Genomic DNA, 12,516 nt, shown 5'->3' on the forward strand with positions numbered 1-12,516 from the left:
ACCGCCGCGGAAGCGCGCCGTGGAGCAGACGCCTCCCGAACCGAACGGTTGAGCGACTTCGGGCAATGATTCGGTAAAAGGGAAATGGAGCGGAGACCTCCGGCGTTCCACCTCCTGGAGGGCGTGACACGCCCTCCGACCGGCATGCCCGCAGCAAGGAGGATCGCCACGTGAGCCAGTACGTGAGCAGGCTCGGGCGCCGCTCCCCGGCGGCACCTTCACGGCTCAGACTGCACCGCAGGCCCCGCCGTGTCGCCATGCTCTCCGTGCACACCTCGCCCCTGCACCAGCCCGGCACGGGCGACGCGGGCGGCATGAACGTGTACATCGTCGAACTCGCCCAGCGGCTCGCCGCGATCAACATCGAGGTCGAGATCTTCACGCGGGCCACGACCGCGGCACTCCCGCCGACCGTCGAACTCGCTCCGGGCGTCCTCGTCCGGCACGTCGACGCGGGCCCCTACGAGGGCCTCGCCAAGGAAGACCTCCCCGCCCAGCTGTGCGCCTTCACCCACGGTGTCATGCAGGCCTGGGCCGGTCACCGCCCCGGCTACTACGACCTCGTGCACTCGCACTACTGGCTCTCCGGCCACGTCGGCTGGCTGGCCGCCGAGCGCTGGGGCGCCCCCCTGGTGCACGCGATGCACACCATGGCCAAGGTCAAGAACGCGGCGCTGGCAGAGGGCGACACCCCCGAACCCGCCGCCCGCGTCATCGGCGAGACCCAGATCGTCCGCGCCGCCGACCGCCTCATCGCGAACACCGCGGAGGAGGCCGACGAACTCGTACGCCACTACGGAGCGGCCCCCGGAAGCGTCGCCGTCGTCCACCCCGGGGTCAACCTCGACCGCTTCCGCCCCGCCGACGGCCGCGCCGCCGCCCGCGCCCGGCTCGGTCTCCCGCAGGACGCGCTGATCCCCCTCTTCGCGGGCCGCATACAGCCCCTCAAGGCCCCCGACGTGCTGCTGCGCGCCGTCGCCGTCCTGCTCGACGAGCGGCCGGAGCTGCGCAGCCGGATCGTCGTCCCCGTGGTGGGAGGTCCGAGCGGCAGCGGGCTCGCCAAGCCCGAGGGGCTCCAGAAACTGGCCGCGCGGCTGGGCATCGCCGACGTCGTACGGTTCCGGCCGCCCGTCGGACAGGACCAGCTCGCGGACTGGTTCCGGGCCGCCTCGGTGCTGGTCATGCCCTCGTACAGCGAGTCCTTCGGGCTCGTCGCCATCGAGGCGCAGGCGGCCGGGACGCCGGTGCTCGCGGCCGAGGTCGGCGGTCTGCCGGTGGCCGTACGCCACGAGGAGACCGGCTTCCTCGTCCAGGGCCACCATCCCGCCGACTACGCGCGCGTGCTGCGCGCGTTCGCCGACGACGAGACGCTCGTTCCCCGGATGGGCGCCGCCGCGGCGCGGCACGCGGAGCGCTTCGGCTGGGACACCGCGGCGGCGGCGACGGCGGACGTGTACACGGCGGCGGCACAGGACCACCGACGTCGGCAGCGCGCCCACCACGCCTGACACCGCCGTCCGCTCCCCGGGGCCGGGCGGGGTTGTCCACAGGGTGAGTCGTCCCCGGCACCGGTCACGTACGCTCGGGCCATGGCTGACGCAGTGTCGATCATCGAGCGGGTTCTCACCGAGGCCGAGCTGGAGTGGGAGAGCCCGGGGGCGGGCTCGTACGTGGTGAAACTGCCCGGCACCCGCAAGCTCTCGACGACGGTCTCGCTGATCGTCGGCAAACACTCGCTGTCGCTGAACGCGTTCGTGATCCGCCACCCGGACGAGAACCATGAAGCGGTGCACCGCTGGCTCCTGGAGCGCAATCTCAAGCTGTACGGAGTCGCGTACGCCGTCGACCCCCTCGGAGACGTCTATCTGGCGGGCAAGCTGCCGCTGGCCGCCGTCACCCCGGAGGAGGTGGACCGGCTCCTCGGGTCCGTCCTCGAAGCCGCCGACGGCGCTTTCAACACGCTCCTGGAGCTCGGTTTCGCCTCCGCGATCCGCAAGGAGTACGCCTGGCGGGTGTCCCGCGGCGAGTCGACGCGCAACCTGGACGCCTTCGCGAATCTGACCCGGCGGCCCTCCGCCTGATCCGCTCCCGGGCGGCCCGGTCCCGGCGTCACGGCATGCCGTCCGCCCGCCGCGCCACGGGGCTCACGACCGCCCGTACCGCCCCGGAGTCACCCCCACCAGCCGGCGGAAATGACGGGTCAGATGGGACTGGTCGTAGAAACCGGTCAGGGCCGCCACCTCGCCCGGCGCCCGTCCGTCGAGCAGCAGACCGCGGGCCCGGTCCACGCGACGGGACATCAGGTACTGGTGCGGGGCGATGCCGAACGCGCCGCTGAACGCCCGGACCAGGTGCGCGGGGTGGACGTGCACGAGCCGCGCGGCCTCGTCGAGGGCGATCCCCGCCACGATCCGTTCGTCGAGCAGTTCGCGCAGCCTGCGGGCGAGCGGCCGGTCGGTGTGCGGTGCCTCCACGGCCACGCGGGGAGTGAGCAGGCCGCGCAGCCGGTCCGCGATCAAGGTGAGCCTGCTGTCGGCCTCCAGCTCGTCCCCCGGGTGGGCGAGCGCCGTGTGCAGACGGGCGACCCGGTCCCGCAGTACGGGATCCGCCAGATCGGGACCGTCCACCGCGGGCCCGATCAGGTCGTCGGCCAGCCGCGAGCCGTCGAGGTAGAGGACCCGCTTGCGAAAACCGTGCTCGGTGGCGGGCTCGCCGTTGTGCGGGATGTGCGGCGGCAGGAGGGTCACCGTGTCGCGCGGGGTTCCGTGCTCGTGCCGGTCGAGGTCGTAGCGGACGGCGCCGTCGTCGACGATCAGCAGGGTCCAGGCCTCGTGGACGTGCATCGGGTACGCGTACTCGGTGTAGTGCGCGTGGAACACCTCGACGATCCCGGGGACGCTCGGGCGCCACGCGGACATCTCACGCTGAGGGGGCACGCAAAGAACGTACAAGACGACGGCGTGCACCGGTCGGCAGTCTCATCGCATGAGCAGCGAGCGTGAGACGAGCAGCGGGAACGCGACGAGCGGCGGGAACGTGACGGGCCTTTCCGGTGATGGCACGGTGGGCCCGGGCCCCTCCGGCGCCGGCGCGGTGGGCGGCGCGGACCTTCCGGACGCGGCGCCCGTCCGCTTCGACACCAAGATCACCGTCGTCCTGCGGGACGACCTGGAGCCCTGGCAGCGGCTCAACGTGACCGCCTTCCTCGTCAGCGGCCTGGGGACGCTCGTCCCCGAGGTGATCGGCGATCCCTACGAGGACGCCGACGGGGTCTCCTACCTGCCGATGTTCCGGCAGCCGGTGCTGGTCCTGGAGGCCTCCAAGGAGACGCTGACCGCCGCCCACGGCCGGGCGCTGTCCCGGGCGCTGCCGCGCGCGGTCTTCACGTCGGACCTCTTCGCCACGGGCAACGACCGGGACAACCGCGCGGCGGTACGGGCCGTGCCCACCGCCGAACTGGACCTGGTGGGAATCGCGGTGTACGGGCCGCGCAACGCGGTGGACAAGGTGGTGAAGGGGGCGCGGATGCATCCGTGAGGCGCGCTGTGTCCGCGGGGCCGCCGGGGTGGGGGCTTCCGTGGTCCGGGGAGCAGCGGGCCGGGAGTGCCCTTGGTCCGGCCGGAGACCCACGGCTCGGGGCGGGAGCCGTCAGGCCGGGGTGGTCTCGGCGCGAGGTGCGGTGGGGGGCGCGTCCGTGGCCGAGGGACCGGAGGGGACCTCGATCCCGGCCCCGATCGCGGCCCGAAGGTCGGAGTCGACGCCGCCGAACCCCTGCGAGGTCTCCGGAACGGACACCCGTACAGGTTCGCGTACGGATTCCCGTACGGACTCTCGTACGGGCCCCCGCGCCGCTTCCCTCACCGGTTCCCGTGACGGCTCGTCCGCCGGGAGCCGGCGCATGAGCAGCCCGTACCCGAGACCCGCCGCCGTGCCGACGACCGCGCACAGGCCCCAGAGCCAGGCCGCGCCGAAACGGTCGATCACGACGCCGGACATCACCGGGGCGATGAGCGCGGCGAGGGCCCAGGAGAGGGTGTACATGCCCTGGTAGCGGCCCCGGCCGTGGACCGGGGAGAGACGGACGACGAGGCCGGTCTGCGTCGGGGCGTTGACGATCTCGGCGAGGGTCCACACGCAGACGGTGAGCGTGAAGACGCCGACCGAGCCGGCGAAGGCGGTGAGCCCGAACCCGTACCCGGCGAGCAGCGACGAGATCACGAGCAGCGACTTGGGGTCCCGGTGCTCGATGAAACGGCCGACCGGGATCTGGAGCGCGACGATCATGACGCCGTTGACGGCGATCGCCGTGCCGTAGTCGGCCGGGGTGAAACCTGCCCGGCCCATGGCGATCGGCAGTCCGACGGAGCCCTGCTGGAAGACGAGGGAGACGAGGAACGACAGCCCGACCACGCTCATGAACCGTCCGTCGCGCAGTACCGTCCCGAGCCCGACCGCGGCCTCCGCCCCCTTGGCGGCCTGCACCGGCTTGGACTCCGGGAGCTTCGCGAAGACGACGAGCGCGCAGGCGAGGGTCATGCCGGCCTCGATGAGGAAGCCCGCGAGGTAGCTGAACTCGGCGATGAAGCCGGCGCCCATCGAGGAGACGGCGAACCCGAGGTTGATGGCCCAGTAGTTGAGCGAGAAGGCGCGGACGCGGTCCTCGGGCCGGACGAGGTCGGCCATCATCGCCTGCACCGCGGGCCGGGAGGCGTTGCTGGCCATGCCGACCAGGAAGGCGACCGCTGCGATGGCCACCGGGTCGTGCATGAAGCCGAGCAGCGCGACCGAGGCGGCCGTCGACACCTGCGCGACGAGCAGCGTGGGGCGCCGCCCGAACCGGTCGGTCATGACACCCGCGACGAGCGAGGAGACCACTCCGCCGAGGCCGTGCAGGGACGCGACCAGACCCGCGTACGAGGCGGAGTAGCCGCGGTCGAGGGTCAGATACAGCGCCATGAAGGTGGCGACGAAGGCACCGAGCCGGTTGATGAGGGTGCTGGTCCACAGCCACCAGAACTCGCGGGGGAGTCCTGAGACGGTCTCTCGGACAGCACGTCTCATGACGGCGGCAGGCATGGATCCCCCACGGATGTAAGCGGCTCAAGCGGTGAGCACAACTTACGATTCGGTGGCCTCCGAGAACCACTCAATTAACAGATGCCGTCAACTGAAGGGCGTCGAAGCGGGCGGGGGACGGCCGTCCGGGGGCTGTCGTGTCCGACTGATGACCGAGGGAGCGAGCGGTCGCGGGGGTGGATTACGCTCGGAGCCATGGCCGACGCACCGTACAAGCTGATCCTCCTCCGCCACGGCGAGAGCGAATGGAACGCGAAGAACCTGTTCACCGGATGGGTGGACGTCAACCTCAACGAGAAGGGCGAGAAGGAGGCAGTCCGCGGCGGTGAGCTGCTCAAGGACGCCGGCCTGCTGCCCGACGTGGTCCACACCTCGCTCCAGAAGCGCGCGATCCGCACCGCGCAGCTGGCGCTGGAGTCCGCCGACCGCCACTGGATCCCGGTCCACCGCAGCTGGCGCCTGAACGAGCGTCACTACGGCGCACTCCAGGGCAAGGACAAGGCCCAGACGCTCGCCGAGTTCGGCGAGGAGCAGTTCATGCTCTGGCGCCGCTCGTACGACACCCCGCCGCCGGCGCTGGACCGCGACGCCGAGTACTCCCAGTTCGACGACGCGCGCTACGCGGCCCTGCCGCCCGAGCTGCGCCCTCAGACGGAGTGCCTCAAGGACGTCGTCGTCCGCATGCTCCCGTACTGGTTCGACGGCATCGTCCCGGACCTGCTGACCGGCCGTACGGTCCTGGTCGCGGCCCACGGCAACTCGCTGCGCGCCCTGGTCAAGCACCTCGACGGCATCTCCGACGCCGACATCGCGGGCCTGAACATCCCCACCGGCATCCCGCTCTCCTACGAGCTCGACGCCGACTTCAAGCCCCTGAACCCGGGCGGCACCTACCTCGACCCGGACGCGGCCGCGGCCGCGATCGAGGCGGTCAAGAACCAGGGCAAGAAGAAGTAACCCGACACCAGCGAGCCCCCGACCTGCTGCTTTTCGGCAGGGCGGGGGCTTTTTGGTGGGGCTGGGCCGTCTCTGGGCCGTCAGGTGCGACGACGCCAGCGGCGAACGCGAACGTCGAGGACGATCAGCAGCGCCACCGGGACGGCGATCCGGCTTGGCGCGTGGGCCCAGAGGGCGAGCGCGCCGCCGGCTGTACCGATGAGCGCGATCGGCAAGTCGCGGAACCAGACGTCGACGGTGACACCTGCGCGTGGGACCATAGGTCTCCTCCGAAGGATGCGATGCGTTGCTATATCGGAGACAGGGCCGCTCCCGGACAGGGGAACGGCCCTGAATTTCGCGTAAAGCATTTCAGACGTTCAGCCCCTCTGACAAATCTCCAGGTGAGGGCCTACTGCCATTGAATGTACGACGCTCCAAAACATAGTTTGCAGGCGCCTTCTGTCTGCCTGGATGACCCCTTCGTTCAAACGTCATGTGCCTGCGTGCCCGTTGTGCACGCGCGCACAACGGGCGTGCATGCACGCACAACAGGCAGTTGGTGGCGGAGGAGCAGATGATTAGATGCTTCTGGAAGGTAATCCGCACTCATAACAGCGCGTTCTAATCGCCACCACTAACCACCCTTCTAGTCGACGCTGCTAACCGCCCTTCTAATCGCGTTCCTTGTCCGCTTCGCTAATCGGCGCCTTTTTATCCGCCCTGGCTAGTTCCGCTAAAGATTCGCGCGGCAGCGTTCCGAGTGCGCTCTTGACTGGATGGCATGAGGTGGGCGTACGCCCGCAGCGTCAGGCCGGGGTCGGAGTGGCCCAGGTACTCGGCCAGGGCCTTGACGTAGAAGTGCCGGAGCGCGTGCATCCCGTTCTCGCGGGACTCGGCGTACGGCTGGGCACGCTCGGGGACCGGGAGCACCCCGGCGCCGGCCAGCGCCCGCTTCCACGCCTCCTCGTTGAGCGACGTGCGCCAGACATGACCTCCGTGCGGTCCGGTGAAGATCAGTCGCTTGGTCACCGGGGGACCGTCCGCGACCTTCCACGGCAACGTGACTTCGACCGGCGGGAACTCACGGGAGCGGCTCCGGCCGTTGAGCATCAGGACCAGGAGGCCGAGCACGGCCGGGGGTTGGGCATGGTCAGCGTGATCGCGCACCGGGTCGTCGTCCACGACAGCGAGGGCGGCCACACGGTCACCGCGGCGCTCTTCACCGGGGCCCGCAGGGGAGGCCACCCGTGCTGATGGACAAGCCGCGGCGCGGCTACTGGTGCGAGTGCTGGACCGAAGAACTCCCCGAAGGCGATCCGCCAGAGCTCCGAGCATCTTTCGACGCTTACAGTGCGCCGCAGGCCGACCGGTGGGTCGCGGTCGCTCTCCGCACGATCTCCCCGGCACTCGACGCCGATGCCTCCGACGAGGCGTGGGCCTGGCTGTACGAGGGGCGCATCGAGACCCGGCAAGCACTCTCACGCATGCAGCCGTGCACAGTCTCAGTGACCCACGCCGGCACACGCATCACTTGGACGATCCGCCCAGGCCTCTTCTGCTTGAAGTCGTATGCGCAGGCTGGAAGTTCGATGCCCTGTCGGTGTGCGAGCGGCAAAGTAGAGAAAGTTGTAACTCAGTAGGTCTGCTGGGGTGGGCGCGCGGAGGCGCAGCCGGGGCTTGAACCAAGGTGGATAGGGCCGACGGCCATGAGTCGATCACCGCATAGAGCGGCCCGCGGTCAAGACAATGCCTCCAGCGGGGGATCGGCCGGCACCGGGATGGTGGGGGCGCCGTTCCAGACCGCGGGCCCGTAGCGGACGGGATGGGAGCTGGGGGTGGTGGGGGTTACGGAAGTCTGTGCCGTGATCGCCTGGATTCCTGATTTGTCTCAAATCCCCTTCATGGCCTACGACTTGAATGCTTGTAGCCCAGTGGATAGAGCGCAGCCGGGTCTCCGTTGTATGTAGTGTGCGGAAATGACAAGAGGCGAGCGGCTCGGGGAGCAGCTGGACTGGCACTGGCGCACGAACCTGCGGCCACGGCTGGACGGTCTTACCGATGAGGAGTACTTCTGGGAGCCGGTGCGCGGCTGCTGGAGCGTCCGCCCGCGTGGCACGTCGGCCGCACCGATGCCGGAAGGTTCGGGGGCGTGGACGGTGGACTTCGCGTCCCCTGGCCCGGTGCCAGCGCCGGTGACCACGATTGCCTGGCGGCTGGCACACATCATCGTCTCGTGTCTGGGCTATCGGGTCGGATGGTACTTCGGCGGCCAGGACGTCGACTCCCAGACGTTCGCCTACGCGGGGACCGCTGACGAGGCGCTGAAACAGCTCGATGAGATGTACGGGAGATGGAACGAGGGGGTCCGCGCGCTCTCGGACGCTGACCTGGAGAATCCCCCCACAGTGGGTCCCGAGCGGTTTCCCATGGAGAACAGGGTCCTGCATGTCAATAGGGAACTGATCCATCATGGCGCTGAGATTTCCCTGCTGCGCGACCTCTACCGCTGGCAGGACGGAGCCATACCGCACCGAATGTGACGTTTCGGTAATCGGCGATCGAGCTTCGGAATCTACGTGGACTCCGTGACGCTCCGTGGCTTCGAGCTTCATCGGTCTTGGTCGGAGCGTCAAGCGGCGACTGATGTCTGACATCAATGGCTGACACCAACAGCGACGAACGACTGCGGATCAGTACGGACCTGAACGGCCGATCTAAGGGAACGGAGCGGCTTTAATGCAGGCCCGGGAGCCTCAAAGGATCTACCTGATAAGGATGAGGCCAGACCTCAAAGGCTGGTTACCAGGTGAGGTGTCACCATCAGCCGATAGCGGCTCCCCGCAAGTGTTGACCTGCTCTGGTTGCCCTGATCGGATGCCCCCATGGCCACGGACCCGAGCGAGTACGACAAGGCGATGCCCATCGTGGAGGCCCACCTGGCAAAGCTTGAGCGGGCAGTCAGCCAGACTCGCTCGTCTCACGCGGGACAGTCGTACACAAACGTCAGGAAAGCCCTCGTGCAGGCACTGCGGGATGAAAATGCTCAGCGAGTCGTCCCCCAGGTCGTCGATGAGTTCGCCCGACGGATCTCTGAGGAACCAGACATGCTCCCGTTCTGATCCACACGGCAGGGCCGGCGCGGGTGAGGTCGTGCTGTACAGCAACCATCGCGCCCGGCCTTGACCATCACCGGCCCTGAGCGACCGTCTGACGTGCCCGCCAAACTTCAGCGATCAACCGTGCCAATAGTTCGCATCGAGGGGGCACGGCGCGGTCTGAGGCCGTGCCACTCTCGTGCCAGAACGTACGGGGACTCACGGGGAACCAGGGTTCGCCAGGGCGACGCCGCCGGCTGGCGCGCAAGGCAGTGGATCCGCAGGTCATACCGGTAGCCGACCACCCTCGCTCCTAAAGCGGTGATCGACGGCAGTCGCGCGTCCCACCGGTGCGCTAATCAGGAGTAGTACCCCCGGCCGTATTTCTCGGGTGCGACGGTGAAGTCGTCGGGGCGATCACGGCGCAGTTCCTCATACCGGGCCGCGAACACGTCGATGGCTTCGTGAATCGTGCAGCCCAGCGTTTCGCAGATTGTCTTGGTCAGCAACGGCCATCTGCACGGGTGCAGCCTGTCGTCACCGTTCCGTCACAAGTAGTTGCCGCACGGAACCCTGCCGCTCTCCCGCCCTATCTGCACTCACGCACCACGACCACGCGTACCGCGGGGCAACAACCGACGACCGAAACCCGCGGACGAGACGACTCAGGGGGACGACAACATGCGTCACAGCAACGGCATTCGCAGGGCGGCTCTGGCGACGACGGCTGTCACGGCCGTCACCATGGCGGTGACCGGCATCCTGCCCGGCACCGCCATGGCGGCGAGCACCACCACCTCCACCCCGCCGCCCGCCTGCCCGGCCTCCGCCCTCCAGGTCAGCGCCCGGCAGGCCGCCCACCGGCCCGTCGGGACCGGGACCGGGGCGGCGGTCGTGCAGTTCACGAACGTCTCCCGGAAGACGTGCGTCCTGAAGGGCCATCCGACCGTCGCGGGCGCCGGCAACGGCTCCCCCGCCCACAACACCCCGCTCAAGGTCACCCCCACCGGCAGGGCGGCCACCGTGACGGTCCGGCCGCACGGCAAGGCGTGGGCGAAGCTGACCTTCGTCCAGGTCCAGGGGGAGGGCGACGGCTACTGCGTGTCGGGCAAGACCCCGGCGGCGTATCCGACGATGGACATCGGGCTGCCGCACTCCGGGAAGCACCAGGTCGCCCTGAACGACGGGTGGTGGGCCGAGTGCGACAACAAGGTGACCGTCACCCCGGTCTCGACGGTCAAGCCTTCCTGACCCCCCGTCCCCACAAATCGAGCAGCCTGCATGACGATCGCAAGGCTCTGACCTACACGTTTACGAGGAACTGCACATAAGTGCAGGTCAGCGACTCAATGCACCTTCGGTGCGCTGAGTCGCTGACCTGCGGTGATCAAACTCCGATGACACACACTCGCGTCCGTCAAAGTCCGATGGCAAACGGTCAAGCGAGGCATAAGCGTGCGTGGTCGGTTGGCGCACCCGCCGTCGTGGCTGACTGTCGTCGGCTGAGGTTCAGACGGGGCGTGTCGAAGGTGCCGGCTGTCGGTCGAGCGGGCTGAAGCTGGGCCGTCTCAGGGCCGTCCGACGTTGCTCAACAGCGGCCAAGGACGACCAATGACGACCACCAGGCGCCCGAGCCCATCTCTCCTGAGCAGCGAAAACGCAGGTCACCGAGATCCCCGGCAAGACCCAGGGCAAGAAGAAGTAGAGAACGTGATCACGCTCCCGATCTGCGTCAGCGGCGTGGGTCGGGGGCGTTTTCGCGGTCTGGGGGCAGGGGGCATGGAGCGGTGCTGCGTGCCGTGTATCGGCTGGCTGTGTGTTCGAGGAGCTTTCGGCAGGCCTCTGCCATGTGTTCCAGCAGGGTGTCGTCGATGCCGAAGTTCACGAGGACGCCGCCGTTCGGGGTGGGTATCGCGCTGCGGATCTTCGTGGCGCGGAGACTGGGCCAGAAGCGGCCGTGGGCGAAGCCGGAGGCCACACGCCACAGTGCTTGGGTCGGGACAGGCTCGAGCCTGGCGCCCGTGGCGGCCTCGTAGATGATGCTCGTGGCCTCTGGCTTCGTCAGGCTGGGCAGGCCGAGGGCCAGGGCCAGTTGCCTGACCTCTTCCCGGCGTTCCGTTCCGGTCTTGCCGTCCGGCGTGGGGATGTGGTTCGTGTCCCTCTCGTGCTGGGCGCGGTTGCGGAAGTCCTCCGCCCACAGGGACAGCACCCGGTGGCGACGCTCATCGCGGTTCTTGCCGGCCAGGAGCCAGGTGGCGGTGGCGAAGTTCTCAAGGGCCCCGCGCAGCAAGGTCCAAGGGCTGTGCAGGTCGACCTGCTGCGCGACGGTGACGAGCTGCGTGAAGGCCTCGACATGCATGAGGCCGGCCGAGAAGGAGGACCGGACGTACTTGGCCGCGCCCAACGGTCCCAAGGGCTCGTCGTCCTTGGCCAGACTGCTGCGCTCCGCCGCGTCGGGCAACAGCCGGAAGTGATTGTCCGCTCGGTAGACGGCGGCGGCGTTGAAGAGCGGGGCGAGGTAGGAGAAGCCCTCCCGGCCGGTCGCGGGCGCGTTCATTTCGTCACCGTACGCCGCTCGTGACACGTCACGCCCTACGTTATTCGCGCCTGCTTGTCCGGTCCGCTCCGGTCCGCTCCGGTCCTCCGTGGACGGCAGGCAGCGACCATCAACGGTGTACTGAATGCAGGTCACTTGGCCTTCATGTCGAGGAGGGCGGTGGCCGACGCCGGTATGTCACTCCTCGGCGACGGTCTTCAGCTCGACGGGCCGGTCGGCCATGTCCGTCGTCTGTGGCGTGGCCAGCAGTCTGTTCAGCCCGAGGGTCAACTGCACGGAGAACGCGCTCAGTAGGACGGCCAGGGCTATGCGGACCAGGCTGTAGCCGGCGTCGACGTTCGCCGCGGTCTCGTAGTCGTCGGGCGTCTGGAGGCCGGAGTTGGTCACGAACGAGACGTAGAGCGCGGCGAAGACCGACAGGAACCACCCGCCGTAGGTCCATACGACTCCGGTGCCGCCCGGCAGGGCTCTGATCCAACCCAGTCCGATGTCGGTGCGTGACATGGCGTTCGCGTGGCCGACGCGCGCCCACCGCTGGTAGGCGTACAGAACCGCCATGAAGGTCGCGAAGCGCAACAGGCCCGTGGTGCTGATCGTCTGGAGCGCGCTGTGCAGAGCCTGGCGGTCGTAGCCGTTGTCGGCGGCGGCGGCCAAGGCCCATTGGTGAGCCCGCGTGCGCTCGGCGGAGAACCGCACGGCCTCGTTGGCGATGGCTATCGCGGCCGCGCCCAGCACCGTGAGCAGCGGGCCCGACAGCGAGACCCGGCCGGGACTCACTCTGGACTGGACCAGCAACGCCGCCTTGTCGTTGCGGCCGCGACGCTGAGGCGGCTTCGACAAGTCGCTCTC

The 12,516-nt window shown here is 68.9% G+C and carries 14 protein-coding genes and 2 pseudogenes; 9 read left to right on the forward strand and 7 right to left on the reverse strand.

All coding sequences use genetic code 11. The annotated features are described in order from the left end of the window. Nucleotides 1–170 precede the first annotated feature (170 nt). Together mshA and ACZ4AA_RS11305 are read left to right on the forward strand one after the other, a co-directional pair. Nucleotides 171–1,508, forward strand: coding sequence for a D-inositol-3-phosphate glycosyltransferase (gene mshA, locus ACZ4AA_RS11300; protein WP_467599159.1), 1,338 nt, complete (start codon nucleotides 171–173; stop codon nucleotides 1,506–1,508). Nucleotides 1,509–1,589: 81 nt separating this feature from the next. Next, nucleotides 1,590–2,081 carry a type III secretion system chaperone family protein gene (locus ACZ4AA_RS11305; protein WP_467599162.1) on the forward strand — a complete coding sequence of 164 codons (492 nt, stop codon included), beginning with the start codon at nucleotides 1,590–1,592 and terminating at the stop codon, nucleotides 2,079–2,081. A gap of 63 nt (nucleotides 2,082–2,144) precedes the next feature. Here ACZ4AA_RS11305 and ACZ4AA_RS11310 read toward each other — a convergent pair whose 3' ends face one another. After that, the gene (locus ACZ4AA_RS11310) at nucleotides 2,145–2,918 is read right to left on the reverse strand and encodes a helix-turn-helix transcriptional regulator (protein WP_467600301.1); all 774 of its coding nucleotides are present in this window, start codon (nucleotides 2,916–2,918) and stop codon (nucleotides 2,145–2,147) included. 175 nt (nucleotides 2,919–3,093) lie between these two features. Here ACZ4AA_RS11310 and ACZ4AA_RS11315 point away from each other — a divergent pair, with 175 nt between their 5' ends. Next, nucleotides 3,094–3,537, forward strand: a complete 444-nt coding sequence (locus tag ACZ4AA_RS11315; RefSeq protein ID WP_467600304.1) for a DUF2000 family protein — start codon at nucleotides 3,094–3,096, stop codon at nucleotides 3,535–3,537. A gap of 111 nt (nucleotides 3,538–3,648) precedes the next feature. Here the strand turns inward: ACZ4AA_RS11315 and ACZ4AA_RS11320 are convergent, their stop codons facing one another. After that, entirely contained in the window at nucleotides 3,649–5,076 is a 1,428-nt protein-coding gene (locus tag ACZ4AA_RS11320; RefSeq protein WP_467599165.1) for an MDR family MFS transporter, read from the reverse strand. A gap of 195 nt (nucleotides 5,077–5,271) precedes the next feature. Here ACZ4AA_RS11320 and ACZ4AA_RS11325 point away from each other — a divergent pair, with 195 nt between their 5' ends. Further along, entirely contained in the window at nucleotides 5,272–6,033 is a 762-nt protein-coding gene (locus tag ACZ4AA_RS11325; RefSeq protein ID WP_328450998.1) for a phosphoglyceromutase, read from the forward strand. A gap of 80 nt (nucleotides 6,034–6,113) precedes the next feature. Here the strand turns inward: ACZ4AA_RS11325 and ACZ4AA_RS11330 are convergent, their stop codons facing one another. Both ACZ4AA_RS11330 and ACZ4AA_RS11335 read right to left on the reverse strand, forming a co-directional pair. Continuing rightward, nucleotides 6,114–6,293: a hypothetical protein gene (locus ACZ4AA_RS11330; RefSeq protein ID WP_467599168.1), complete on the reverse strand. Its 180-nt coding sequence runs from the start codon at nucleotides 6,291–6,293 to the stop codon at nucleotides 6,114–6,116. Between the two features lie 433 nt (nucleotides 6,294–6,726). Beyond that, nucleotides 6,727–7,113: pseudogene (locus ACZ4AA_RS11335) on the reverse strand (site-specific integrase); the annotation flags it as partial. On the opposite strand from ACZ4AA_RS11335, the pseudogene ACZ4AA_RS11340 reads away from it, so the two are divergent. From ACZ4AA_RS11340 to ACZ4AA_RS11355, 4 genes and pseudogenes are all read left to right on the forward strand, one after another. Continuing rightward, nucleotides 7,099–7,269: pseudogene (locus ACZ4AA_RS11340) on the forward strand (ATP-binding protein); the annotation flags it as partial. The pseudogenes ACZ4AA_RS11335 and ACZ4AA_RS11340 sit on opposite strands and share 15 nt — an antisense overlap. Next, complete coding sequence (locus ACZ4AA_RS11345) at nucleotides 7,269–7,655, forward strand: hypothetical protein (RefSeq protein WP_467600307.1); 387 nt, start codon at nucleotides 7,269–7,271, stop codon at nucleotides 7,653–7,655. The pseudogene ACZ4AA_RS11340 and the gene ACZ4AA_RS11345, both read left to right, overlap by 1 nt. A 336-nt stretch (nucleotides 7,656–7,991) precedes the next feature. Then, nucleotides 7,992–8,555, forward strand: coding sequence for a DinB family protein (locus tag ACZ4AA_RS11350; protein WP_467599171.1), 564 nt, complete (start codon nucleotides 7,992–7,994; stop codon nucleotides 8,553–8,555). A 342-nt stretch (nucleotides 8,556–8,897) separates the two neighbouring features. Then, nucleotides 8,898–9,134 (forward strand): hypothetical protein, encoded by a 237-nt coding sequence (locus ACZ4AA_RS11355; protein ID WP_467599174.1) that lies wholly within the window; start codon nucleotides 8,898–8,900, stop codon nucleotides 9,132–9,134. A 335-nt stretch (nucleotides 9,135–9,469) separates the two neighbouring features. On the opposite strand, the gene ACZ4AA_RS11360 is transcribed toward ACZ4AA_RS11355, so the two are convergent. Further along, a complete protein-coding gene (locus ACZ4AA_RS11360) occupies nucleotides 9,470–9,619 on the reverse strand; it encodes a hypothetical protein (protein ID WP_467599176.1) in 150 nt (49 codons plus the stop codon). Between the two features lie 172 nt (nucleotides 9,620–9,791). On the opposite strand from ACZ4AA_RS11360, the gene ACZ4AA_RS11365 reads away from it, so the two are divergent. Further along, nucleotides 9,792–10,361: a DUF4232 domain-containing protein gene (locus ACZ4AA_RS11365; protein WP_467599179.1), complete on the forward strand. Its 570-nt coding sequence runs from the start codon at nucleotides 9,792–9,794 to the stop codon at nucleotides 10,359–10,361. 481 nt (nucleotides 10,362–10,842) lie between these two features. On the opposite strand, the gene ACZ4AA_RS11370 is transcribed toward ACZ4AA_RS11365, so the two are convergent. Beyond that, nucleotides 10,843–11,667 (reverse strand): hypothetical protein, encoded by an 825-nt coding sequence (locus tag ACZ4AA_RS11370; protein ID WP_467599182.1) that lies wholly within the window; start codon nucleotides 11,665–11,667, stop codon nucleotides 10,843–10,845. A gap of 177 nt (nucleotides 11,668–11,844) precedes the next feature. Then, complete coding sequence (locus ACZ4AA_RS11375) at nucleotides 11,845–12,507, reverse strand: hypothetical protein (protein WP_467599185.1); 663 nt, start codon at nucleotides 12,505–12,507, stop codon at nucleotides 11,845–11,847. Nucleotides 12,508–12,516 lie beyond the last annotated feature (9 nt).

The organism is Streptomyces sp. NPDC024698 (genome assembly GCF_055559015.1).

What these genes read in the sequence shown, in the direction of transcription:
- ACZ4AA_RS11305 (WP_467599162.1), top strand. Translation starts at nt 1,590, where the DNA reads ATGGCTGACGCAGTGTCGATCATCGAGCGGGTTCTCACCGAGGCCGAG.
- ACZ4AA_RS11310 (WP_467600301.1), bottom strand. Translation starts at nt 2,918, where the DNA reads ATGTCCGCGTGGCGCCCGAGCGTCCCCGGGATCGTCGAGGTGTTCCAC.
- ACZ4AA_RS11320 (WP_467599165.1), bottom strand. Translation starts at nt 5,076, where the DNA reads ATGCCTGCCGCCGTCATGAGACGTGCTGTCCGAGAGACCGTCTCAGGA.
- ACZ4AA_RS11325 (WP_328450998.1), top strand. Translation starts at nt 5,272, where the DNA reads ATGGCCGACGCACCGTACAAGCTGATCCTCCTCCGCCACGGCGAGAGC.
- ACZ4AA_RS11330 (WP_467599168.1), bottom strand. Translation starts at nt 6,293, where the DNA reads ATGGTCCCACGCGCAGGTGTCACCGTCGACGTCTGGTTCCGCGACTTG.
- ACZ4AA_RS11345 (WP_467600307.1), top strand. Translation starts at nt 7,269, where the DNA reads ATGGACAAGCCGCGGCGCGGCTACTGGTGCGAGTGCTGGACCGAAGAA.
- ACZ4AA_RS11350 (WP_467599171.1), top strand. Translation starts at nt 7,992, where the DNA reads ATGACAAGAGGCGAGCGGCTCGGGGAGCAGCTGGACTGGCACTGGCGC.
- ACZ4AA_RS11355 (WP_467599174.1), top strand. Translation starts at nt 8,898, where the DNA reads ATGGCCACGGACCCGAGCGAGTACGACAAGGCGATGCCCATCGTGGAG.
- ACZ4AA_RS11365 (WP_467599179.1), top strand. Translation starts at nt 9,792, where the DNA reads ATGCGTCACAGCAACGGCATTCGCAGGGCGGCTCTGGCGACGACGGCT.
- ACZ4AA_RS11370 (WP_467599182.1), bottom strand. Translation starts at nt 11,667, where the DNA reads ATGAACGCGCCCGCGACCGGCCGGGAGGGCTTCTCCTACCTCGCCCCG.